This window comes from Maribacter spongiicola (assembly GCF_052119685.1).
In the GTDB taxonomy this organism is placed as follows: Bacteria; Bacteroidota; Bacteroidia; order Flavobacteriales; family Flavobacteriaceae; genus Maribacter; species Maribacter spongiicola_A.
Genome location: NZ_JBGQOO010000006.1, coordinates 123,005 through 146,703, shown reverse-complemented (window position 1 = coordinate 146,703; position 23,699 = coordinate 123,005). Strand labels below are relative to the sequence as shown.

At 35.5% G+C, this 23,699-nt stretch carries 20 protein-coding genes and 1 tRNA gene; 12 read left to right on the top strand and 9 right to left on the bottom strand.

What is annotated here, in order from left to right; translation table 11 throughout:
• Positions 1–57 precede the first annotated feature (57 nt).
• Entirely contained in the window at positions 58–1,164 is a 1,107-nt protein-coding gene (locus tag ACEN2N_RS11690) for a pyridoxal phosphate-dependent aminotransferase (protein ID WP_441824489.1), read from the bottom strand.
• 120 nt (positions 1,165–1,284) lie between these two features.
• Between ACEN2N_RS11690 and ACEN2N_RS11685 the strand changes: the two genes are divergently transcribed.
• From ACEN2N_RS11685 to ACEN2N_RS11670, 4 genes are all read left to right on the top strand, one after another.
• Positions 1,285–1,731, top strand: a complete 447-nt coding sequence (locus ACEN2N_RS11685; protein ID WP_133688103.1) for a MarR family winged helix-turn-helix transcriptional regulator — start codon at positions 1,285–1,287, stop codon at positions 1,729–1,731.
• 104 nt (positions 1,732–1,835) lie between these two features.
• A tRNA-Arg gene (locus ACEN2N_RS11680) sits at positions 1,836–1,909 on the top strand.
• A 135-nt stretch (positions 1,910–2,044) separates the two neighbouring features.
• Positions 2,045–2,476 (top strand): BLUF domain-containing protein, encoded by a 432-nt coding sequence (locus tag ACEN2N_RS11675; protein WP_441824488.1) that lies wholly within the window; start codon positions 2,045–2,047, stop codon positions 2,474–2,476.
• Positions 2,477–2,678: 202 nt separating this feature from the next.
• Positions 2,679–3,122 (top strand): response regulator, encoded by a 444-nt coding sequence (locus ACEN2N_RS11670; protein WP_441824487.1) that lies wholly within the window; start codon positions 2,679–2,681, stop codon positions 3,120–3,122.
• 170 nt (positions 3,123–3,292) lie between these two features.
• On the opposite strand, the gene ACEN2N_RS11665 is transcribed toward ACEN2N_RS11670, so the two are convergent.
• From ACEN2N_RS11665 to ACEN2N_RS11635, 7 genes are all read right to left on the bottom strand, one after another.
• Positions 3,293–4,285, bottom strand: coding sequence for a helix-turn-helix transcriptional regulator (locus ACEN2N_RS11665; RefSeq protein WP_441824486.1), 993 nt, complete (start codon positions 4,283–4,285; stop codon positions 3,293–3,295).
• Complete coding sequence (locus ACEN2N_RS11660) at positions 4,276–4,437, bottom strand: hypothetical protein (RefSeq protein ID WP_441824485.1); 162 nt, start codon at positions 4,435–4,437, stop codon at positions 4,276–4,278. Before ACEN2N_RS11660 ends, ACEN2N_RS11665 begins: the two co-directional genes overlap by 10 nt.
• A gap of 119 nt (positions 4,438–4,556) precedes the next feature.
• Positions 4,557–6,488, bottom strand: coding sequence for a sensor histidine kinase (locus ACEN2N_RS11655; RefSeq protein WP_441824484.1), 1,932 nt, complete (start codon positions 6,486–6,488; stop codon positions 4,557–4,559).
• A 130-nt stretch (positions 6,489–6,618) separates the two neighbouring features.
• Positions 6,619–7,059: a response regulator gene (locus tag ACEN2N_RS11650; RefSeq protein ID WP_133688114.1), complete on the bottom strand. Its 441-nt coding sequence runs from the start codon at positions 7,057–7,059 to the stop codon at positions 6,619–6,621.
• A gap of 37 nt (positions 7,060–7,096) precedes the next feature.
• Positions 7,097–7,630, bottom strand: coding sequence for a helix-turn-helix domain-containing protein (locus ACEN2N_RS11645; protein ID WP_441824483.1), 534 nt, complete (start codon positions 7,628–7,630; stop codon positions 7,097–7,099).
• 180 nt (positions 7,631–7,810) lie between these two features.
• A complete protein-coding gene (locus ACEN2N_RS11640; RefSeq protein ID WP_441824482.1) occupies positions 7,811–9,607 on the bottom strand; it encodes an alpha-amylase family glycosyl hydrolase in 1,797 nt (598 codons plus the stop codon).
• Between the two features lie 199 nt (positions 9,608–9,806).
• Positions 9,807–11,459: an ATP-binding protein gene (locus tag ACEN2N_RS11635; RefSeq protein WP_441824481.1), complete on the bottom strand. Its 1,653-nt coding sequence runs from the start codon at positions 11,457–11,459 to the stop codon at positions 9,807–9,809.
• 301 nt (positions 11,460–11,760) lie between these two features.
• Here ACEN2N_RS11635 and ACEN2N_RS11630 point away from each other — a divergent pair, with 301 nt between their 5' ends.
• Genes ACEN2N_RS11630 through ACEN2N_RS11620 form a run of 3 tightly spaced genes read left to right on the top strand, consistent with a single transcriptional unit; the run spans position 11,761 to position 16,372 of the window.
• The gene (locus ACEN2N_RS11630) at positions 11,761–13,407 is read left to right on the top strand and encodes a hypothetical protein (RefSeq protein ID WP_441824480.1); all 1,647 of its coding nucleotides are present in this window, start codon (positions 11,761–11,763) and stop codon (positions 13,405–13,407) included.
• Between the two features lie 25 nt (positions 13,408–13,432).
• Complete coding sequence (locus ACEN2N_RS11625) at positions 13,433–14,920, top strand: APC family permease (protein ID WP_441824479.1); 1,488 nt, start codon at positions 13,433–13,435, stop codon at positions 14,918–14,920.
• Positions 14,921–14,923: 3 nt separating this feature from the next.
• On the top strand, positions 14,924–16,372 hold the full coding sequence (locus tag ACEN2N_RS11620; protein ID WP_441824478.1) for an aldo/keto reductase: 1,449 nt from the start codon (positions 14,924–14,926) through the stop codon (positions 16,370–16,372).
• 19 nt (positions 16,373–16,391) lie between these two features.
• Here the strand turns inward: ACEN2N_RS11620 and ACEN2N_RS11615 are convergent, their stop codons facing one another.
• Positions 16,392–19,511 (bottom strand): WD40/YVTN/BNR-like repeat-containing protein, encoded by a 3,120-nt coding sequence (locus tag ACEN2N_RS11615; RefSeq protein ID WP_441824477.1) that lies wholly within the window; start codon positions 19,509–19,511, stop codon positions 16,392–16,394.
• Between the two features lie 307 nt (positions 19,512–19,818).
• On the opposite strand from ACEN2N_RS11615, the gene ACEN2N_RS11610 reads away from it, so the two are divergent.
• The 5 genes from ACEN2N_RS11610 (at position 19,819) to ACEN2N_RS11590 (ending at position 23,676) form a co-directional block, all read left to right on the top strand.
• Positions 19,819–20,679, top strand: a complete 861-nt coding sequence (locus ACEN2N_RS11610; protein WP_441824476.1) for a sigma-70 family RNA polymerase sigma factor — start codon at positions 19,819–19,821, stop codon at positions 20,677–20,679.
• A gap of 144 nt (positions 20,680–20,823) precedes the next feature.
• On the top strand, positions 20,824–21,015 hold the full coding sequence (locus tag ACEN2N_RS11605) for a hypothetical protein (RefSeq protein WP_441824475.1): 192 nt from the start codon (positions 20,824–20,826) through the stop codon (positions 21,013–21,015).
• 27 nt (positions 21,016–21,042) lie between these two features.
• Entirely contained in the window at positions 21,043–21,858 is an 816-nt protein-coding gene (proC, locus tag ACEN2N_RS11600) for a pyrroline-5-carboxylate reductase (protein ID WP_441824474.1), read from the top strand.
• 213 nt (positions 21,859–22,071) lie between these two features.
• A complete protein-coding gene (locus ACEN2N_RS11595; RefSeq protein WP_441824473.1) occupies positions 22,072–22,770 on the top strand; it encodes an NUDIX hydrolase in 699 nt (232 codons plus the stop codon).
• Between the two features lie 27 nt (positions 22,771–22,797).
• Positions 22,798–23,676, top strand: coding sequence for a sugar phosphate isomerase/epimerase family protein (locus ACEN2N_RS11590; RefSeq protein ID WP_441824472.1), 879 nt, complete (start codon positions 22,798–22,800; stop codon positions 23,674–23,676).
• Positions 23,677–23,699: the final 23 nt, after the last annotated feature.

The window sequence follows — 23,699 nt, the reverse complement described above, 5'->3', positions numbered from 1 at the left end:
GTTGCGTTTTATTTTTGTTTTATTAATCGTTGCTTCTGCAACATATAGTATAAAAAATTATGCTGTGGTCGTTTGTGTTTTCATGAGTACTTCTAAAGCTGCAAAGAGCGCTTTGTTCGCCTCTCTTACTCCGAACGAAATTCTCACTTTTCCCGGAGCCCCAAAAACACCTACGGGTCTCACCATAATACCACGTTGCTCTAAAAACGCAGTAAATTCCATATCATTGATTGGCGGGTCTATTAATACAAAATTACCTTGTGTTGGCCAGTATTTTATGTGTAAAGCATCAAGTCCGTTCAAAACAAACCTTCTTTCCTCTTTCACCAATGCCACAGTTTTATGAACAAAATCTACATCTTCCAATGCTGCAATTGCACCTTCTAATGCTAAAGATGACAATAAGAATGGCTTACATATTTTACGCATGTAATTACTGATTTCTACAGGTGCATAGCAATACCCTACACGCAGACCTGCCAAACCGTAAGTCTTAGAAAAACTATTAATGGCAATTACATTTTTACCTTCTACTACAAAAGGTAAACCCGATGTATAATCTTCTGCCTCTGCAAAATGTCTGTAAACTTCATCTAAAACCAAAATAACATGCTCTGGTAACTTATCTATAAAATTTCTCAGGTCTGCCATAGGAATATAATTTCCTGACGGATTGTTAGGCGATGCTAGAAATACCAACTTCGTTCTATCAGTAATTGCTTCTAAAATGCCTTCTAAATTGTAATCGTAATTCTCGGTCATGGGTACATTGATCGCCTTTGCCCCCATCCAACGGGTAAATGCAGTGTACGGAAGAAAACATGGCTGACTCACAATCACCTCATCACCTTCACTTAAAAATGCCTTAGAAATCATATCTATAATTTCAGAACCACTATTTGCGGTAATGAAATTATCTGCAGATAAGACTCCATCAAAATCCTTCACCAAGGCATCACGTAATCTACTATCTGTATTATCTGGGTAGTAACTTAAATCATCAAGAGTTTTTGCTAAAGCTTCTTTCACTTTTGGTGAATACCCTAACGGATTTTCGTTCGACGAAAGCTTGTGCACCGTTACACCATCTGGCATAACAATTTTCTTGCCTCCACCTTTATAGGTGCTATCTTCTAAAATATAGTTCTTGAAACCTAGTTGCATATATCTTCTTCTTTAGAGCATTTTGTCAGTAGTAAAAATACACTTTTTTTTGAATATTGTTGCATTAACAACAATATTAACGATAAACTCCGTTACTTTTGGAGGAATAACATTTGGATTATGGACAGGACTGAAGGATTCGGAGTATATATTGATCGCACCCTTAAAAAGGTTCAAAGCACCTTTTTACAGGTATTTGCAGAGAATAATATTGATTTGACGATTGAGCAATGGGTAATATTACAACGGGTACATTTAGAAGGTAAAGATGCTTCTCAAGCCGATATTGCCAAATCTAACTTCAGAAATAGGGCGACAACTTCTCGAGTTATTAGCGGACTTTGTAAAAAAGGGCTGTTAAGAAAGTCTAGATTCAGAGATGATCAAAAAAGATATAAATTGGTGATTACAGATGAAGGATCTGCATTGATCACCCAGGTAATGCCATTTATAAAAGATTTACGAAAAGTTAGTACACTGGGTATCACCGAAGAAGAGTTTGAAATTTTCTATAAAGTTCTTGATCAACTATGGGAAAATTTCGATCAATACGAGGGTCGTTCATAGCGGGATTATAATACAAAAAAGAAATAATGAAAATTTTGTTGATTTTGGTTTTACCAGTCTATAAAAATCACTAAGTTTGCACCCACATTTGAAAAAATGGTGTCGGTCGCATAGCTCAGCTGGATAGAGCATCTGCCTTCTAAGCAGACGGTCGGAGGTTCGAATCCTCCTGCGATCACTCAAAAGCCCCTTTTAGGGGCTTTTTTGTTTTATAACATTTGCTATTTCGCACGCTATCACACTACTACAAGTATTTGATTATTTGTTTTTACATTTTTATTATTTTTGCCGGCTAAGAAAAATTTCATTTTAGATGTATACATTGACTTATGAATCTGTTGCCACCGATAAAATTAAGGGCGCAGAAATGGAAGAATTACTTGAAAAGGCTCGTGCAAATAATCAACGCGATGATATCACAGGTTGCTTAATCTATTATAAAGGTCGCTTTGTTCAATTGTTAGAAGGCAATAAAGAAAAAATAGAAGTGCTTTACGAAAAGATCAAACTAGATCCTCGCCATAAAAATGTAACTCTTTTTTCTGATGACGAAACCAGCAAAAGAACATTCCCGAATTGGGGAATGGCCTACTACCCTATTGACGAGAACAATACCAACAAATACGAGTACGAGCAATTCAAAAGAAATCTAATTTTGATGGCAGATCTAATTGAGCCTACAAATGTTACTTCAAAACACTTTTGGAAAAAAATTAAATCGATGGTGGCAGAACCGCCTTTGTAACCTTAAAGGTTTTTTTACATTTTAACTAAAAATTGTACTACGTGCTCATAATAATACGTTCGTATTTAGCTATTGAGCTATTTTTAAAATTAATCGAATTACTGAATAGACATCTTAATTTTTACCTTGCTTACAGTTTTTAAAAAAAAAATATAATTCATGTTCTTCTAGAACTGTTGTATTTAGAGTTAAAATATTTGGTATGAACAAAACTTTACTTAATGTCTTTCTAGCAGATGATGACAGTGACGACAGAACTTTTTTTTCTGATGCATTACGCGAAATTCCAATAAAGACTAAGATATCTGAATTTAATAATGGTGTAGATTTAATGGCTGGGTTATTATCTGAAACCAACGAAACACCAGACGTTATATTTTTAGATTTAAAAATGCCAATGATGGATGGGTTCGAATGTTTGGCAGATATTCGTGAACTTGAAAAATATGCAAACACTCCCGTGATTATCTATTCTACCTCTTATCACCCAAAAGAAATTATACGTTTAGATGAAATGGGTGCTTCTTTGTATTTACAAAAGCCTTCTTCATATAATCAACTAAAAACGCTTTTACACAAATGCCTTAGTTATGTAAATAATAATGAAGGAAACCGAAACGACAAAGAGTTTGTTATTTCTATTTAAAACAACCTTTCACACACTTACTACTATCCTTTTAAAATAAATATCCTTCTAAGATTTTTGTTAGTAGTATTTTCTTGCTTTTCAATCTTTTCTCCAGTATTTACTTCACTATATAAAACAACAAAGCCAGCTCAATAGAGCCGGCCTTAACTTTTTTGTACTGTTATATTCTATGCTGAAAGCGATACGTTTCTAATATTCATTAGGTATGCTTTTGGAGTACATTTAAATTTATTTCTAAAAATTTTAGAGAAGTAACTTCTACTGGTAAATCCTATAGAATATACTATTTCTGAAATATTCATATCAGACGTTTGTATTAGTTCTTCAGCCAAAACCAATCTTTCATTTCTAATGAAGTTAGTTACAGTAGTACCTTCCATTACCTTAAAACCTTCTTGAAGCTTAGTTGGTGAAAGACCATATTCTTTACTTAAATCTGTTACCGTATAAGGAAACTCTGGTTTTCTTTTAATAGCGTTTACTGCTTCTTCAATTCTTAAAAGCTCTTTTTTAGTTAGCATTGTGGAAACTTGACCACTGTTCTCTATATCTTGCTTACAGTGTAAGATCTCTAAAGCCAAAGTAAAGTTTACTATACCTTCAATAAGAAGTTTTCTAACCAAACCTACTTGTGTAATTGCTCTTATTTGAAGTAACTGCTCTTTTATTTTCAAGTTAAAAGTACCTATATGTGCCTCGCCATCTTCATTTAAAAATGCAGTGAATAATTGCTCATACAACTCATTATTTGCATTTTTGCTTAGTGACTCACCATCTTGAGTTACCTTGATTATTGATAGGTTACTTTTAGTCGCCTCTCTTAATTTTATGTTGATAGTTTCATTTGAACCTCCTATCACGACAGTCTGTAAAGCCTCTACTTTATTATTTTCTTTACCTTGAGAAAACCTGAAACTACCTTCTAGACAATAAATAAAATACAAACTACGGTTTTCATCCAACTTCAAATCGAAATTGAAATCTTCTTTTAAATCCATATCGTATTCTGTATAAGAAATTCCTGATCCTAATGATACTGTCTGAATTCTACCATTTCCTTTCTCATTGTCATATTGAAGAATACGATCACCTTGAAAGCTTGAAATACTTCCTCCTAAAACACTATTGAAATAACTTAATTGATTATGAACTATTTGCATGATATATTATTTAGTTGGTTATTATTTAATGTAGTCTCTTCAGCATTAAAAGCAGCCGAAAAGCTAGAACCATTTTGTTGTGTATTCACAGTTTGCTGATAAGCATCTTTGTGTCTTATAGCACCTACTCTAGCGTATTGAAGATTTTTCATAAAGCCTACATTTCTTGTTGATACAAAGATGCGGCCAATGAGATGCAAATGTGTTACATCATTTTAAGAAGCTATTACACAATTTTAAGAATGCCCTATTTATATGGAGAAATGTATGGTTATAATAAGGTAGGTAGGTAGACCGTAAATTCGGCACCTTTGTTCAATTCTCCTTTAGCCACTATAGACCCGTTATGAGATTGAACGATTTTTTTACAGATAGATAGTCCTAAGCCTGTACCTGAAAATTCTGTTTTACCATGAAGACGTTGAAAAATTTGAAAAATTTTCTCTTGATACTTTTTCTCGAAGCCTATACCATTATCAATAAACTGTAATTTTACATAGTTGATATTTGGCAATAAGCTATCCTCTGACGATTTGCTTCCGGATATAACACTGCTTTTAATTTTGATATGGGGCTGAACACCTTCTTTTACATATTTAAGTGAATTGCCGATAAGATTGGCAAATAGTTGCTCTAATTGAAATTGAATACCATTGACCACAGGTAAACTTGTAGCATCTATTTCTGCATTTAAATCATTTATGAGCTCACCTAAATCTTCTAGTACATTATTCAATACATCATTTAAATCTACGCGTTTAGGTTGCTCAATTAGCTCATCTACCTTTGAATAAGCTAGAAGATTATTTATAAGGCTTCGCATTCTATCTGATGAAGACTTGATTTTAGCCAAATAACCAAGAGACCGATTGCTTAAACGCCCCTGCTCTTCTTCATCTAAACGGCTAACGAACATTTGAATCTTACGTAAGGGCTCTTGCAAATCGTGACTGGCAACACGGTTAAAAGCTTCTAAATCGGCATTTGTTCTTTTTAATTCTGAATTCTTTATTTGTAATTTAGACTCGCCCTCTATTTCTTTTGTTACATCTCTAATTACACCGACCATATACCAATTACCGTCTTTCTGGTAATATTCGCCTATCGTATTCATATATCTTAATTCGCTCGATTTTGTATAGATACGAAAGACCAGATCAGATTTTGTCTTATGCTTTTTGCTTTCTTTAAAACTAGATTTTACCTTCTGCACATCATTGGGGTGTAAGAATGATAGTAATCTATCATACTTATCATCAAACTCATTAGGATCATAACCGAACAATCTGTAAACGTTGTCAGAATATTTAACTTCCTTTTTACTTAAATTCCATCGAAAACTACCAATATTGGCAACACGTTCTGCCTCTGACAATAATCTATTCTGAATAAAAAGTTGCTCTTCGTATTTCTTTTCTTGAGTTACATCTTTTGAAAAAAGAATTAAGCCATCGTTCATTTTAATTGCCCTTGTTGTCAACCAAATAACCTCTTCATCAAAAATAAATTCTTTCGTATACTCTTTATTTTCACCAGATATATAACCATCTGCTAAAATCTCTAGCACTCCATTCTCTAGATTATTGGGATAGTACTCCAATATAGTTTGACCTTCAATTAGTGCAGATTCTTCATTGGCAATTTCGCCCATTCGATTATTGATATAATCTATTCGAAAATCTTCAACTGCACCCTTCTTATTGAAAATAGGCTTCAAATAACAAATAATACTATCATTACTATCTAATACCCGTATACCAAAAAGACTAGAAATTTCAAGCTCACGCTTTCTAGATTCTAAGTTACCTAACGGAAGTTTGGATTCTTTATCGGTAATAAAATCTGGCTTAAGTAAGGTCAAAGCAAATAATAGCCCTGTATTAACCGAAGTAATTCTGACGTTATAATTATGAAGATTGTTATCTTCTTTGACTATGATATTGAAATTTTCTTCACCTCCTACTTCTAAAACCTTATTGGCTAAAATTAAAACTTCATCATATTTTACAATTTCACCTAACGATTTACTTTCATTGCGATTTGAAGAAATGGAGAAGAAATTTTGCGCCTTTTGGTTCGCATACTTAACTACATACTCTTTTGAATGTAAAGAATTCGGTACCGATGACTCAGCATATAAAAAAGCAGTGTTGGCATCGTCAACTATTTTTTTAAAAAAATCTTCTGCTATAGTATTCATCATTGGTATATACTTTTCTCCCTTTTATTAAGATACTACGAAATAAGTGTTTAAAACCCAGCTCGACTAGTCCTAAAACAAAAAAAGTTGTTCCGAATGAAACAACTTTTTTACTATAACTTTATTCGAGACCTTATATTTTCAATAAAAAATTCTCTTTCTTAAAATCATTTAAATGATATGCCCAGTTCATTTTAACCACCTGTTTCAATGACTTTTTAAGTTCATTAAAGCTTGAAGGTTTTTTAATGTAGATGTTCGCTCCTTTTTCAAAAGTTTCTTCGATATCTCTTTCTGCCGATGAGGTAGAATAAATAGCTACCAACAAGTCTTTTAAATGAGGGGTACGTCTAATTGCTTCTAAACATTCGAACCCATTCATAATAGGCATATTCAAATCTAGAAATACTAAATCAGGTGTATTATCGGTATCGCTCAATAAATACTCCATACAGCTTTTACCATTTTCTAATTGGTGTAAATCTGTATTAAGTTCAATTCCTTCCAATGCATCTGCAAAAAACTGTCTGTCGTCTTCGTCATCGTCAACGAGTAGTATTCTTAATTTATCCATTTTCACTTTTCATGTATTGAAAGAAGAACCATTCTTCTTACTTTTTTCTAAACTTAATATACTGGGTGATGGTTAACCCAGTTACCTTCTTAAACTGATTCGACAAGTGAGGCACACTACTAAAATTCAAGTCATGAGCAATTTCACTTAAACTTGTATTATCCAATAGCACTAAATCCTTCACTTTTTCAATGCGCACTAATATATAAAAATTCTCTATTGAGGTAAACGTTTTACTAGAAAATAGATTAGAAAGATATGGATAACTAAAACCCAATTGATTGGTGAGCAGTTCAGAAATTTTTACATTTCTAATATCGCCCTCATAAACCATCTTCTTAATATAAATCTTAATTTCTTCAACGATATCTCGATTCTCTCTGGTTTGAATCTTTATACCAAAACCTTCAAGCTGCGATGAAATAGATGTAAGTTTTTCTTCACTTAAATCATTGGGCAACTTAATGGTACCGTCTTGCAACATTTCAAAATCAATCTCTGCAGCGACCATTATTTTTCGAAATACTTCATTAACCAATTTTTCAGGGTTATATATGAAACTATATTCCATTCAATACATCACAATTAGTTTGCTGCATAAGAGCTTGTAAAATTATTATTTTAGAAAAACATTATATAACAAAATACAATAAAATATTACCACTTTTAAATCTTAGCTTAAAAAACGGCTTAATTTATTAGTTTAAAGCTAATAAAAAGCCGTCTGTAATAATGAATAACAGTAATACGATTAAGATTTCGTAAAAATTAATGCCCCATAAGCCGGAATATTAATTTTACCCGTCCAGTTTTTAGCGTCTGTGCTTTCTTCAACTACTTCAACACTATCTACCGGTAATTCTGAGAAATCTTTATCGTAGATTTTACTACCCGCATTAATCCTTAATCGAAATGGTTCGTTTTCATTTAAACCTATACCATAGTCTTCATATTCTTGATTGCTAAAGTTCAAAACTACAAGAACTGGTTCTGTTGGATCATTACCGTCGAAACGGGTATATGCCAATATTTTAGTTTCATGGTTACTATGTAAAATCTCAATATGTTGACTTCTTAACCCTTTACCGCCTTCAGTTTCTCCTGTTCTCAACTTAATAACATCTCTAACCAAATTCTCTATACCCTTGTGCTTTTCTTGTTTGTTCCAATCTAGGCCTTCGGTATCTTGAAAATACTCATCTTCAATAAACTCTTGCCCTTGAAAAAGCATTGGTATACCTGGCGATGTTAACGTCAACACCATACCCAAAATGGCTCTTTTCTTAGCAAAATCACTTTCTGCATCACCGGGTTGAATTTCTTCTGGAACCCTTGCCTTACCATTTGCAACCTCATCATGAGATTCGGTATATACAATTCGGCAAAAAGCATCATTGCTATATCTAAACTCTAATGCATCAATAATTTTCTGCAAATCTCTACTGTCGTCATGTGTATCTTCTATGACCTCTCTTACCGGATGAACAAAATTCATATCCCACTGAGAACCATATGCCAACCCGTTGTGCTCAACAGCATCGGTAACCCTACTGTCGCCTTTTAAATCTTCTGCAATTGTTAATACATGCGGATATTTTTCTCTAATCTCTGAATTGATATCGCGCATTAATACATTGCCTTCTTCAATTTCTGTATCGTAACCTAACCCACCACCTTCGTAACGTATATAAGAAGTAGCATCCATTCGTAAACCGTCACAATGATATTTCTCGATCCACATCATGGCATTGTCACGCAAGTATTGACGTACTTCTTCTCTACCATAATCTGGTCTGGTATCTCCCCACGGGGTTTCGCTCTTATGATCGTTGTAGAAATAAATGCCGCCTTTGTCATTTTCGCTCCACCCATCGAATTGCCATAAATCTACATCTGACGGACCGAAATGATTATATACAACATCCATAATAACGGCAATGCCCATTTTATGGGCCTCATTGACCAGTTTTGCAAATGCATCCGGACCACCATAATCTTGCTCTATTGCAAATGGGTGAGCGGGATTGTAACCCCAAGATATTCCACCTGCGAACTCAGCCACGGGCAGTAATTCTATACAATTGATACCTAAGTTCTTTAAGTATGCTAATTTTTCGATGACATCTTCGAATGTACCCACCACATCTGGTGCAGAACGATTAAAAGTACCTACGTGAAGTTCATAAATGACAAGCTCGTTCCAGCTTGGCATTTTAAAATCTTCATCTTCCCAGTTGAAATCTAATGTTCTTATTATAGAATTACCGTTGCTATTTGTTACCTCATAGGCATACGGGTCATTTCTTGACAAAAGCTTACCGTTATATTCGATAAAGAATTTATATTCATCACCTTCCGATGCTTGATCTGTACTTACAGACCAATATCCATTATTTTCTGCTTCGAGAACAATCTCGTTTTCAGACCAATTATTAAAGCTACCGCCAACGAAGACTTTCGCTGCATTCGGAGCCCATACTCTAAATGTTACAGCACCATCATTTATGACAGCGCCCATACCTGCCGATTTTGTTATTGTAGTATTCATGAGTCAAAAATAGAATCGAATTCACCCATGTAATATCCTTAAAAGAATATGCTTTAACTCAAAAAAATTTTCTTTTAAATATCTTGAAAATAAACGAATTCAACTAGCTATTGAAATGGAATACAATGACATAGAAATTTATCCTAATCAATATCAATGAATAGATTTCTAGAACTTTAGATAAAAATATGGGTTGTATTTATTGCTTTTTAGGAAGTACAATTGTAAAAACAGATCCTTTATTTAATTCACCTGAGGCACTAATGACACCCGCGTGATTTTGCACAATTTTCTTTACAATAGCCAAACCAATACCTGTACCTACGTATTCTTGCTTAGAATGTAGTCTTTGAAAAACCTCGAATATTTTCTCTGAAAATTGGTCTTCGAACCCAATACCATTATCGGTAATGGTTATTTGAACGTATTCTTTAGTATTCGACAGACTTGGATCAATAGATTTCGCTTTTTTAATTACCTCGGTTTCTATAGTAATTACAGGTGGTACATCAGCCTTTGAATATTTTATAGAGTTCGATAACAGGTTATAAATCAATTGACGGAATTGAAAATGAACAACTTCTAATTGACAAGAGTTTTTTAAAGTGATGGTACCATCTTTTTTACTTAATTCTTCTCCCAAATCATTTTTAATATCTTCGACTAAATCTTTTAAATCTATCGTTTCAAAAACCCTTTGCTCTGTATCTGTGCGAGAATATGATAGTAAATCGTTGATAAGAGCCTGCATTCGATTGGCTGCAGATTGTATCTTTTCGAACTTAACTTTACCAGAAGTAGATAATTGATCGTATTCATTATCCATCAACACTTCTGAAAACATTTGTATTTTACGCAACGGCTCTTGTAAATCATGACTAGAGATATATGCAAAAGACTGTAACTCTTTATTCATTTTTTCTAGCTTTAAATTACTAGAAGCCAATTGTCTCGTGCGATTGTCTACCTCTTCTTTCAATTGATCTGCAAATGATTTTTGCTTATCAATATTCATACCCGTACCAATAAAACCTATCCTTTTACCTTCTTCGAATTTAGGAACACCTAAAACCTTAAACCACTCATATTTATCGGTACGATGATTTTTTACTCTATATTCTAAAGCAAACCCCGTTTGCTCCTCTAATGCCTTGCCGAAACCCGAATACACCACATCTAAATCATCAGGATGAACCACATCGACCCAAACTTGCCCTGTAAATTCAGATTCGTCTTCTACGCCAACATAATCTAATAATGCCTTATTCGAATATTCTATATTTATTTCATTATCGGTGATCCAAATCCAAACTGGAGATAGGTCTGCCAACTCTCTAAATCTTCGCTCACTCTCTCGTAACCTTCTCTCTGCTAAAACAGCCTCAGTAGTATCTGTTACAATTACTAGAACGCCAGATACGTTTCCAGATTCATCTTTAACAGGGCTATAACTAAATGTCCAGTAGACATCTTCCATTCTACCATTCCTATAAATAGGAATCATTAAATTTTCTCTCCAAATAGACTCTCCTTTTTTAGTTACCACACTAAGCATCGGAAAAATATCTTTCCATATCTCTGCCCAGGCTTCTTCCCCGTTTAGACCTAAAATTTTGGGGTGTTTACCGTCTACGCCTAAAATTGGCCTATAGGCATCGTTATAAAATCCTTTTAGGGTATCTCCCCAAAACAAAAACATTGGAAAAGGTGTATTTAAAATAATATTAATCGTAGTTCGTAAACTTTGCGGCCACTCTTCTGGCGGACCTAAAGGCGTCATTGACCAATCTTTTTCGCGCATTAACTTACCCATTTCGCCACCATCATCAAGAAAATGAAACTCTTTATTCATACGATTAAAATTGAACTACATACTAAAATTTATGCTTACACTATTGCGTGTATAGGTGTATAAAAATACATCTTTAAGACAATACGATTAAGTAAAATACTTTCAGATTTGATTTACAAATAACGCTATTCGCAATTTAAATTGTGGTGAATTGAGCATTTGAGATACTTTTTTTCGCATTAGAGCAACTTATCTTTCAAGAAGTAATCTCAAATATCTAATCCATCACTATTTTGAATAAACATATGGCGCATTGCTACACTATTCTTATTTTGCATACACATACCAATCACCACTCATAATGACCAAAACTGCAAATTCAAGATTACTAACCAACATTTTTATTCTACTTTTTGTCAGCACACCTTTAATAGCATTAGCTCAAGACACAAGTTCCAATCAAAATTTAGTTGAACTTTTTAAAAAGTGGCGTTCTTTTGAAAACCCGCCTTTACTAGACGGCACCCCAGACTATACTGCTGAAGCTTTCGAAAAGAGAGCTCCTGAATTCAAAACATTACAGCAACAAATACATGCTATTGATACTACTGGGTGGTCAATACCTGATAAGGTTGATTGGCATATTGTAAATGCCGAGATGAACGGCTACGATTTTAATCAACGAATTTTAAAACCGTGGGTTAGAGACCCCGCATTCTACAAGACAATTTGGACAGACCGAAGCGATGTACCTGCGCATGAAGGTCCGGCGCACCATGCCATAATCGATATATGGAAATACAATTTTCCATTAGACAAAACCGACCAAAGCAAATTCATTGCCGCCTTAAAAGTAATACCCTTTCTTAACGAACAAGCGAAGAAAAACTTAACGGGTAATGCTAAAGATCTATGGGTCGCAGGTATTCGCGATATCGAAAATCAAAGCCAAGACTTAGCGCAGCTAAAAAATCGTGAAGGAGTTCAAAGAAATAAAAAAATAGTTACGGCTATTGATGCCGCAATAACCTCAACAAATAATTTAGCTGAATGGTTAAAAACCGAAGCAACCAGTAAAACGGGACCTTCAGGTATTGGTAAAGATAATTATACGTGGTATTTACAAAATGTACACCTGGTGCCTTTAACTTGGGAAGATGAAGTAATGCTCTTAAAACGTGAGCTTACGCGAGCTTGGTCGGCACTAAAATTAGAGGAACATAGAAATCGAAATTTACCTGAATTAGATGATGCCAGTAGCGTTGAAGAATACAATAAAATGGCAAAGGCTTCAGCCAAAAGCCTTCTAGATTTTTTAGACAAAAATGAAATTGTTACGGTAAAAGACTATTTCGAGACTGCACTAAATGACCATTTAGGTGCTTTTGTACCGAAAGAGAAAAGAAACTTTTTTTGGATTACAGCACATTTAGATCAGCGCCCGCTATACTCTCATTTTTACCATTGGTTCGAATTGGCTAGAATGGATAATGAACCTAACCCACGTGAGATAAGAAAAGAGGCGTTGCTTTATAATATATTCGATTCAAGAAACGAGGGTACGGCCACAGCTGTTGAAGAAATGTTTATGGATGCAGGTTTATATGATGACCAAACCCGTTCTAGAGAAATCGTATATATTATGATTGCACAACGTGCCGCTAGAGGTTTAGGTTCGTTATATGCACATGCAAACCTTATGACTTCTGAAGAAGCCGGTAGTATTCACTCTAACTACACCCCAAGAGGATGGATGAAAACAGAAAAAGACTTATTGCTTTTTGAACAACATCTTTACCTTAGGCAACCAGGTTACGGCACCAGCTATATAACAGGTAAATACTTGTTAGAAAATACCATGGCAGAATATGCCAGAATGAAAGAGAGCAAGAACGAACCTTTTGAAATGAAAGCCTTTTTTGACGAATTAAATGCTATTGGGAGCATACCAATAACCTTGGGCAGATGGCAAATGACGGGTGTAACATCTTTTCTAAATCAAGAATAGTCTAAGCCGCTGTAACTCTTTTTAAATGTCAAAAACTACCTCAAAAAAACTAACTCGGCAAATGGGGCTATTAGCCCTTACCGCTACCGGCGTGTGCTCTATGTTAGGGGCTTCTATAAATGTTGTTCCTTTCATGATACAGCGTAATGTACCCGGTATTGGTCCGTACGTATTACCTGCTTTTGCTTTTGCTGCTATACCCGCATTATTTGCCGCTTTGGCATATGGTATTTTGGCATCGGCTATGCCACGTGCGGGCGGTAGTTATATTTATGCTAGTAGAGGATTAAATCCGTATTTAGGGTTTGTTGCTAGCTTCTCCCAATGGTTCGGACTCTCGATTGTTATCGGAGTTATCGCTTACGTAACCGTACCATTTATTCGTGACGTAACCCTGAGTTTAGGATGGGAAAGTATTTCTACCGGATTAGAAATAGGATGGATACGCGTAACCATCGCTCTGGCATTAATTTGGTCTTTTGTCACCATAAATATTCAGGGAATAAAAAGTTATGAGCGCATTTTATTACCCATGATGTTTTTGATGTTCGCCCTCGGCGGGATTGTTATTGTGTCGGGACTCATTTACGACTCGACAGATTTCTTGACAGGGTTACAAGAAAAAACCGGACGCACTTTTGAACCCATTAAAAATATTGATTTCGACTGGCGCATATTTTTGTCGGCAGCCGCACTTTTATTTTCAAGTTTTATCGGTTTTGACTCCATAGCACAAGCTGGTGGCGAGGCTAAAAATCCGACTAAATCATTACCACGAGCGATTCTACTAGCCATATTCGGAGTAGGCTTATTCTACTTTCTTTTTGCTTCGGCGGTATATCATATTGTTCCTTGGAGTTTTGTTGCCCAAGAAGCAATGACTAAAGATATTTCTGCCCCTGGCTTATTAAGCTACGTGCTGCCCTCTGGTTTAGGTATCGCTATTTTGGCAGGTGCTGCAATTGCGTTAATCAACGATTTACCTGCCATGCTGTTATCGGTTTCACGCTTAATGTTTGCTTGGGCGAAAGATGGTATTTTTCCTAAATCTATCTCTAAAATCCATTCAAAAAATCATACACCTCATATTGCATTAATTGTAGCGGGTATCATGGCAAGCATTGGTGTTCTAGGTTCTCACTTCGCAGGCGACTTCTTTTTAGGTATCGATATTATGGTCACTTCTATGATGATCAATTTTCTTTTAATGTGTATTACCCTAGTCACTATTTCCAAAGTAAATCCCGCTTTGGCGAAACAAATTTCAGTACTAAAAAATAGAACATTGCAATTATGGATTGCTTGGTTAGGTATTTTTACCCTATCCGCCTTTTTAGGTATTCACACCTATAAAGATGTAACATCAGAAACAACGGCGTGGTATTTTCACTCCACACCTATATGGCTAATTGTTATGGGCTTGGCAAGTTTACTTTTTGCCTATTATTGGAAAAAATTGAAAATACAGCACAACAATACAAACGAATTATTTTTAGAACTCCCTGAAGAATAAAAGATGCAGTCAACAATTAAATTAGCAAAAGATTTAGAGATTTCTAGAGTGGTTACCGGGTTATGGCAAATAGCTGACATGGAACGTCATGGTAATACATTAGACCCTGTTGAAACCGCCAAATTTATGAAGCCTTATGTTGATGCCGGACTCACTTCTTTCGACATGGCCGATCACTACGGCTCTAGTGAAATCATAACCGGTACTTTTAAGAATAGTCTTACTGATAAAAACAGCGTACAGCTATTTACAAAATGGGTTCCAAAACCAGGTAAAATTACTCGCGATGATGTTAGAGCTGCCATACAATTAGCTTTAGACAGAATGCAACAGCCTAGTATTGATCTTTTACAATTTCATGCATGGTACTACCCCGATGCTAGTTGGTTAGACGGTCTATTTTACCTTAAGGAGTTACAAGAAGATGGATTAATTAAACATATTGGAGTAACTAATTTTGATGCCGCGCATTTACGAATTGCTCTAGCAAGTGGTATACCCATTGTCAGTAATCAAATTTGTCATTCTTTGATAGACCAGCGTGCGAATGGAAACATGGCTGCCGTTTGCAGAGAGTACGACGTAAAACTATTGGCATTTGGAACACTTGCTGGCGGATTTTTAACCGATAAATGGTTGAATAAAACCGAACCTACGTATGATCAATTGACCACGTGGTCACAAATGAAATATAAACGTTTTATTGACGCCGCTGGCGGATGGGTGCCATACCAGAACCTATTACAAATAGTAAAAAAGATTGCCGATAAACATGATGCTTCGATTGCAAATATTGCAAGTAGATTTATTCTAGAGGGTGATGCGGTTGCTTCTGTTATCGTTGGCGCAAGATTGGGCGAAAGTGAGCATATTGAAGACAATAGAAAAATGCTGGATATTACGCTAGATTCAGATGATATCAACGCCATCAAAAAAGCACAATTTCAACTAACATTAATACCTGGCGATTGTGGTGACGAATATAGAAAACCTCCATTTTTAACAGCATCGGGTGATCTTAGTGATCACTTAGAAACGATACCAAAAGCATTTACCCCAATAAAAACTGGAGAAAACAGAGAACAGATTTTTAGCGGTACCGAATGGGAAGAATATGCAGGGTACTGTAGAGCGGTAAAAATCGGCAATACCATTCATGTTTCAGGCACCACGGCAACTCACGGAAGTGACATGATTGGTGGCACAGACCCGGCTGCCCAAGCCCATTTTATTATTGACAAAATAGAGGGTGTTATCACTTCATTTGGCGGCACTTTAGCCGATGTAGTGAGAACCCGAATTTTCGTCAACGAACTAAAAGACTGGGAACCTGTAGCACGAGCACATGGCGAACGTTTTAAAGGTATCAATCCGGCAAATACATTGGTAGAAGCCAAATTGGTAGGCGATGGCTATATGGTAGAAATTGAAGCAGAGGCAATTTTATCTTAGTTACCTCAACTTCATTATATTACTCATCCCAAGTGATGTTGCTATTTTTGACCATAGTTACAAAGGGTCCCCATTCATTTTTCATAAAATTGGTTACTGTTTCTGAAAATTCCGTCACCAATAATTCTCCCTGTTCAAGAATTTCTTGATGCTGGGCAGAAGTCTCATTTATTTGTGCAGCAGCGATACTTAAAGCTTCTCGTATTTTTGAATACGGCGATGTCTCGAAAGACTGCCACGCCCCTACTTGTCTTTCTGGCTTAGGGGTTTGACCTTTTGCCTTTAATATCTTTAGGGACTGTTTCATATTTTCAAGCTTGGTCACTAATGCTTGATCAGGTGTATTCTCAGACTTACTTATTTTGCTTAACAAACCATCTACTTTTTTGCTTTTAGCATCAATTTCAGTTAAGTGTTTCGACAAGATTTCGACTTGACTATCTACAGCTTTTTTATATTCATAAAGTGCTTTGTCTACATTTGATTTTAATTCAAATCTAGGATCTGCAATTACGGTTACTTTAGTAGTATCGGTTTGTGCACCATACCTTAAAACAATAGTATACTCGCCAGGCAAAACAGGAATATCTCTTGAAAAATCATCGCTCCATGAACCAGGTAAAGATGCTGCTGACTCATCTAGTTTCCAAATCATGTAATTCAACCCTTTAGTGAGTTCTTTAGTTTCAACCGTATTTACCAATTTATTTTCTTGATCATAAATCAATGCCGTAACGCCAGTTTCCGCTGTTGGCTCGTCAGATAAGTAAAACGGAATTTGAGTTTTCTGAAAGACTTTATTCTCACCCTCGAAAGTGGTATGAAAACCTGTCCAAATATTTCCTGGTGGATTAATGAATAATCCTTTTACTTGCACGGCATCATTCATTGGTAACGCGGTTATACCAGATTTTAATCGGTCACCAGCTATTTCCCTTAAAGTCAACAAATCATCTAAAACCCATATTGCCCTACCAAAAGTTCCAACAACCAGTGCAGATTCTGTTTCCTGTATCTTTAAATCCATCGTTGAAACTGACGGGAATCCGTTTTTAAATTGAGACCAAGTCGCCCCTTCATCAATACTTATCCATAGACCATTCTCAGTTCCTAAAAACAACAAATTCGGTTCTACGGGATCTTGTATAATTGTTAATGCATAACCATTGACCATAAATTTATCAACTACTTGTTTCCATGTTCTCCCTAAATCTTCAGTTTTAAAAACATAAGGATCATAATCTCCCTTTCTGTAATTATTCACCACCACCCAAGCAGTTTTAGCATCGTATTTAGAAGCTTCAATTTGAGCTATCCATCCTTCATTTGGCAGCCCTTTTAACCTTTTAGTGATGTTTTTCCATGTTGCACCACCATCTGTTGTTAATTGCACTTGACCATCATCAGTACCTACCCAGATTATTTCATCATCTATACTACTAGGCGCAATACTCAAAATAGCATTGTAGCGCTCTGCACCCGAAACATCCAATGTTAATCCGCCATAATCAGGTTTTTGATGCTCAGGATTGTTAGTGGTTAAATCAGGAGAAATTATTTCCCACGTTGCTCCTTTATCTTTTGTAAAATGAACAAATTGTGACCCATAATAAGCTGCATTATCATCCATAGGGTTTCTAGCAAAAGCAGCATTCCAGTTAAAACGTAAAGGGATCTTCATATCTGGAGCAGGTGGTTTTATACTTACATAATACCCGGTTAATTTATCATACCTGTATAAATCTCCATTTTGAGATGATCCATACCCAAATCTAGAATTATCTAAATCAGGAGAGATATCAAAACCATCTCCCCCAACCAAATACTGCCAATACAAAGTTCGAATTCCGCCTCTTTTCCAAGTATATGCTGGTCCAGACCAATTGCCATTGTCTTGCATACCGCCATATACGTTATACGGAGTATCATTATCTACACCCACATGGTAAAATTGTGCAACAGGTATGGTTTCCGGAAAATACCAACTTTTACCATGATCTTGGGTAATTCCCAATCCGCCATCGCCACCAATAATAAAGTGTTTTGCATCTTTCGGGTTCACCCAAAAGGCATGAAAATCGGCATGAATACCCTTTGTCTCATCGGCAGGTATCATAGGTATCGTATCGAAAGTACTGCCACCATCATAGCTTACCGACAAAGGCTGATAAATATTATAGACTCTATCTGGGTCTTCTGAATCTACAGCCAGGTCTTGAAAATAAAAGGGTCTATTATTCGCAAATTTGGGATTGTCATTGATCATTTTCCAACTTTCACCACCATCGTCACTTCGATAAATTGCATTCTTCTTCGCTTCTATTTTAGCATAGATTCTGTCTGGTTCAGAAGGTGCAATAGCAAAACCTATTCTACCTAAATCTCCAGCAGGCAGTCCGTTTTTCTCTCCTAATTGCTTCCAATTTTCACCTGCATCGTTGGAAACATAAAACCCTGACCCTTCACCACCTGAGGTAAAGTAATACGGAGTTCTTTTATGTTCGTATAGCGCAGCAAATAGTTTTTTAGAATTTTTAGGATGCATTACCAGATCTGCAATACCAGATTTCGTATTGGAGTATAAAATCTTTGTCCAATGAAGACCGCCATCGACCGTTTTATACAAACCTCTATGCTCATTTTCTTTAAAAGGATCACCCATTGCGCCTACATAAACAACATTGGGATTATAAGGGTCTATACTGATTCTATGTATGGTTTTAGTTGCCTCTAAGCCCATATGTTTCCAAGTTTCTCCCCCATCGGTACTTTTAAAAACACCCATTCCTAAATTCATAGAATTACGAGGATTACCTTCGCCTGTACCTACCCAAATAACATCAGGATTACTTTGCTGTATAGAAAGTGCTCCTATATTCTGTGTTGGTTGTTGATCAAAAACAGGTTTCCAAGCAGAGCCGCCATTTTCAGATTTCCAAACTCCGCCAGAAGCCGCACCAACGAACATTATCTTCGGATTCTCGGCAACCACATCTATTGCCGTAATACGCCCGCTCATATTTGCAGGACCTACATTTCGAATCTTCAAATTTTCAAGACTAGAGAAATCTATTTTTTGTGCGTATAAAATAGTAGTACTACTTAATAATATGAAGAAGGTGATTATTCGAATTTTCATGCTCTATTAAATTGGTTACTCAAAAATAAATATCAGCCTTTATATAGAAGCATAATACTGCTCTTAAATCATTTAATTGAACAACAATTTTATTTAACGAAAATTATAGCTAGACTAATACGCTTAGCCATTAAATAATACCGCTGGTTTTACAAAAAACACAAGAATAATAAAATTCGATAATCATCATTTTTACCTAAAAATGAGCTAAAAACTATTCAAAACACACAAATTAATCACAAAACATGTCAATTTCTTGTATTTTAACTAAAATTTACTATGTTATAAATTAATCTAACATCATTCTATGCGACAATTAAAGATTACCAAACAAATTACGAACAGAGATGCCAAATCATTAGAAAAATATTTTCAAGAAATCAGTAAAATAGATTTAATTACTGCAGAAGAAGAAGTTGAATTGGCTCGAAAAATACGTGATGGTGATCAAAAAGCGTTAGATAAATTGGTGAGTGCAAATTTAAGGTTCGTAGTATCTGCAGCTAAGCAGTACCAAGGTAGGGGTCTGCGCCTTACCGACCTTATCAACGAAGGCAATTTTGGTCTGGTCAAGGCAGCTAAACGCTTTGATGAAACTAGAGGGTTCAAATTTATATCTTATGCCGTATGGTGGATTCGCCAGTCTATTCTTCAAGCACTATCCAATAAATCAAGAATAATTCGTCTACCACAGAATAAAATAGCGGTAAGCAGTAAAATATACCAAGTATATTCCTCTTTAGAGCAATCAAATGAAAGACCGCCAAGTGCCGCTGAAATTGCTACAGAATTAGACCTAAGCGTATCTAAGGTCAAAAGCTCTATGAAAAATTCTGGTAAATCAATTTCATTAGATGCCCCTTTTAAAGAAGGGGAATCTTCTTCTTTATATAATGTGCTGGAGTCTACAAACAAGAACAGTCCAGATAAAAAGGTAATGGCCGAATCATTAGAAATCGATATCGATCAAGTACTCCATAAAATTCCGGAAAGACAGGGAGATGTACTTCGTTTGTACTTTGGTCTGGGTAATCAACCAGCAATGAGCTTGGTTGAAATTGGTGAAATCTTTGATGTTACCAGAGAAAGTGTACGCCAAATTAAAGATAAAGGGCTTAGATCCTTACGCCGCACCTCTAATACCGAAATTTTACGCGCCTATTTATAAACATCACATCAGCATATACCATTATTCGGAAAACCCTTTTCCAACCTTTATTCTATTCACTTTAAAATAGTATAACATAAACTTAACAACTCTAATTAGGAGTTGGTAATGCATTTGTTATGTTACTATTTGAAATACCATTACATGAAATTTATTTATATTAAAAGAGAAAGCAATACCAAAGAATTATACAGAACACGCAACGGACTCAAAAAGTCGAAGGTGACCTCCATTACAAAATACTTTATGGGCATCCCCGTAAAAACCCTGCACACTTACAGACAAATTTATTACAAGCGTAAAAACAACGCTATCGAGAAAATGTTATTTATCTAAGTACACGATCACATATAAATTGAATTTATGAAAATACTAGTAATAGGAGCCGGAAACATGGGATTGACGTATGCAGAAGGCATGTCCAAATCAAAATTACTGAAGAAAAGAAATATAATGGTACTCGATACTTCTGAAGATAAACTGGAAGAATTAAGAAAGAACCCACAATTCGATGCTTTTGATGATCTTAAAAATTGTGCACCACAGGCAGATATCATTTTTATAGCCGTAAAACCCTATCATGCAGAGGGTGTTTTTAAAAAATTAAATCCGCTAGTAAAACCGGGTCAAATCATTATTTCGATTATGGCGGGTGTTACCATCGGTACTATAAAAAACTTAACCGGACTCACAAAAATAGTGCGTGCCATGCCTAATCTACCAGCTTCGATTGGTAGAGGACTTACATCATTCGTTGCTTCTGAAGAGGTAACTAGAATTGAACTACTGACCATTGAAAGTTTGTTAGATACAACAGGTAAATCCATTCAAGTAAGTAACGAAAATTTCATTGACGCCTCTACCGGTATATCAGGTAGTGGTCCGGCTTATGTATTCTATTTTATGCAAAGCATGATGGAAGCTGCTTTAAAAATGGGCTTTACACCAAATGTCTCTAAAGTACTCGTAGCGCAAACATTTACCGGGGCAATTGAACTTTTGAACCAAAATGAACTATCACCAAATTCTTGGATGGATAAGGTTGCCAGTAAAGGTGGTACCACACGTGCGGCATTAGATTCTATGGAGAATAATAATGTAGGAGAGTTAATTAAAGAAGCCGCGTTCGCCGCATTTGAACGTGCCGTTGAACTTGGAAAAGAAAAGGTAAATGTATAAACAGTAATAAGTGTAGGCGCCGTAATGACCTATAAAATTTCTAGCGTCTATTTTATGTAAACTCTATAAAATCCATTTGTTATACATATGCTGATCTCGAGTAACGAAATTCCATAAAATATCTATTGTCTCATTTTAAAACAATAATCCTTTGATGTCATTTAATTTTGTGCTTTATTTGATAAATACTACTAAATTTTATCAAATTCACGCATGAAAGGTTCAGAAAATACGAAATTCATTCCCAACCTTTCTTATGATTGTGTAATCTTTGGGTTCAACGGTGTAAAACTAAAAATTCTCATTTTAGAATATCACAATACTGGTTTATTTGCACTTCCCGGAGGATTTATAAAACAAAACCAAAGTTTGCAAGATGCTGTAAACAAGGGGGTAGAAGAACGTACCGGAATAAAAAACGTATTCTTGGATCAATTTCAAGTTTTCGGAGATCCAGATAGAACAGATCCTTCAACCACCCGTCGAATTTTAGAAGCAAATAATAAGGATTTAGCCGATAATGAATGGATGACGGAACGCTTTGTAACCGTAGGCCATTATGCATTAATAAATTACGAAAATGTGAATCCGAAACCGGATCACTTATCAGACAGTATTGAATGGTACGACATCGATAATGTTCCTAAATTAATGATGGATCATAATGAAATTGTAAACAAGGCTCTTGAAGTACTTCGTAATAATATAAGTGAGAAGATAATAGGAATGAATCTGTTGCCTCCGAAATTTACCATGAAACTCTTACAACAAGTTTTCGAAGCAATCTTAGACCAGACATTAAGACGCACTAGTTTTCAGCGTAAAATGTTGTCTCTAGACATATTGCAACGGCATGAAAAGCTTTTTGAAGGTAAAGCTCACAAAGCCCCGTACTTATATAGTTTTAAATAAAATTAGACACTTAAAATAACAACAACAATGAACAAATCAACACTCAACAACTTTTTTAAATGTGCCGTTCTCGCTGCTTTTATGTTCGGCTCATTAACGACCTACGCCCAAAAGAAATTTGGCGGTCTTGCTCTTTATACCGTAAGGGATGATATGGGTACAAATGCAAAGGCAACTTTGCAAGCCGTTTCAGATGCCGGCTATAAAAATATCGAAGCTGCCGGTTATGAAGACGGTAAGTATTATGGTATGACTCCGGCAGATTTTAAAAGTTTATTAAAATCTTTGAAATTAAAGCCCATTAGTACCCACCAAAGTGCCGTAACTCTTGACAATGCCGACCAAATGATGGCAGATGCAAAGGCTGCAGGTTTTAAATATTTTGTAGTTCCGATTCCACCTATGGGCATGTTCACTTTTAACCAAGAAGACAGAACAATGGGTATGACCGGTACAGTTGAAGACTTAGCTAAAATATTAACTACTCTTGGCGAAAAGGCTAACAAAGCAGGCTTGAAATTACTATACCATAATCACAATTTTGAATTCAAGAAAAATGCTGACGGCATTACACCTATCGATTACTTGTTAGAAAATGTAGACCCTAAATTATTAAATTTTCAGATGGATTTATATTGGGTAACCAAAGCAGGTGCCAACCCTATCGCCTACTTCAACAAATACCCAGGGCGTTTTAAAATATGGCATGTTAAGGATATGGATGAACAAGGTAGATTTGCGCCAGTAGGTACAGGTTCTATAGGTTTCAAAAATATTCTTGATAACAAAGAACTTTCTGGCATGAAATACTACATGGTAGAGCAAGACATGACTTTTGAAGGCCTTAAGCCTTTAGATGCTATTAAAATTAGTCATGACGGACTTAAAGAAATAGGTTTTAAATAAGCAGTAAAACTACAATGTACATT

What these genes read in the sequence shown, in the direction of transcription:
- ACEN2N_RS11640 (WP_441824482.1), bottom strand. Translation starts at nt 9,607, where the DNA reads ATGAATACTACAATAACAAAATCGGCAGGTATGGGCGCTGTCATAAAT.
- ACEN2N_RS11590 (WP_441824472.1), top strand. Translation starts at nt 22,798, where the DNA reads ATGAACAAATCAACACTCAACAACTTTTTTAAATGTGCCGTTCTCGCT.
- ACEN2N_RS11660 (WP_441824485.1), bottom strand. Translation starts at nt 4,437, where the DNA reads ATGAAAAATCTTCAATACGCTAGAGTAGGTGCTATAAGACACAAAGAT.
- ACEN2N_RS11610 (WP_441824476.1), top strand. Translation starts at nt 19,819, where the DNA reads ATGCGACAATTAAAGATTACCAAACAAATTACGAACAGAGATGCCAAA.
- ACEN2N_RS11650 (WP_133688114.1), bottom strand. Translation starts at nt 7,059, where the DNA reads ATGGATAAATTAAGAATACTACTCGTTGACGATGACGAAGACGACAGA.
- ACEN2N_RS11605 (WP_441824475.1), top strand. Translation starts at nt 20,824, where the DNA reads ATGAAATTTATTTATATTAAAAGAGAAAGCAATACCAAAGAATTATAC.
- ACEN2N_RS11685 (WP_133688103.1), top strand. Translation starts at nt 1,285, where the DNA reads ATGGACAGGACTGAAGGATTCGGAGTATATATTGATCGCACCCTTAAA.
- ACEN2N_RS11630 (WP_441824480.1), top strand. Translation starts at nt 11,761, where the DNA reads ATGACCAAAACTGCAAATTCAAGATTACTAACCAACATTTTTATTCTA.
- proC (WP_441824474.1), top strand. Translation starts at nt 21,043, where the DNA reads ATGAAAATACTAGTAATAGGAGCCGGAAACATGGGATTGACGTATGCA.
- ACEN2N_RS11645 (WP_441824483.1), bottom strand. Translation starts at nt 7,630, where the DNA reads ATGGAATATAGTTTCATATATAACCCTGAAAAATTGGTTAATGAAGTA.
- ACEN2N_RS11620 (WP_441824478.1), top strand. Translation starts at nt 14,924, where the DNA reads ATGCAGTCAACAATTAAATTAGCAAAAGATTTAGAGATTTCTAGAGTG.
- ACEN2N_RS11670 (WP_441824487.1), top strand. Translation starts at nt 2,679, where the DNA reads ATGAACAAAACTTTACTTAATGTCTTTCTAGCAGATGATGACAGTGAC.
- ACEN2N_RS11595 (WP_441824473.1), top strand. Translation starts at nt 22,072, where the DNA reads ATGAAAGGTTCAGAAAATACGAAATTCATTCCCAACCTTTCTTATGAT.
- ACEN2N_RS11625 (WP_441824479.1), top strand. Translation starts at nt 13,433, where the DNA reads ATGTCAAAAACTACCTCAAAAAAACTAACTCGGCAAATGGGGCTATTA.
- ACEN2N_RS11690 (WP_441824489.1), bottom strand. Translation starts at nt 1,164, where the DNA reads ATGCAACTAGGTTTCAAGAACTATATTTTAGAAGATAGCACCTATAAA.
- ACEN2N_RS11675 (WP_441824488.1), top strand. Translation starts at nt 2,045, where the DNA reads ATGTATACATTGACTTATGAATCTGTTGCCACCGATAAAATTAAGGGC.
- ACEN2N_RS11615 (WP_441824477.1), bottom strand. Translation starts at nt 19,511, where the DNA reads ATGAAAATTCGAATAATCACCTTCTTCATATTATTAAGTAGTACTACT.
- ACEN2N_RS11635 (WP_441824481.1), bottom strand. Translation starts at nt 11,459, where the DNA reads ATGAATAAAGAGTTTCATTTTCTTGATGATGGTGGCGAAATGGGTAAG.
- ACEN2N_RS11655 (WP_441824484.1), bottom strand. Translation starts at nt 6,488, where the DNA reads ATGATGAATACTATAGCAGAAGATTTTTTTAAAAAAATAGTTGACGAT.
- ACEN2N_RS11665 (WP_441824486.1), bottom strand. Translation starts at nt 4,285, where the DNA reads ATGCAAATAGTTCATAATCAATTAAGTTATTTCAATAGTGTTTTAGGA.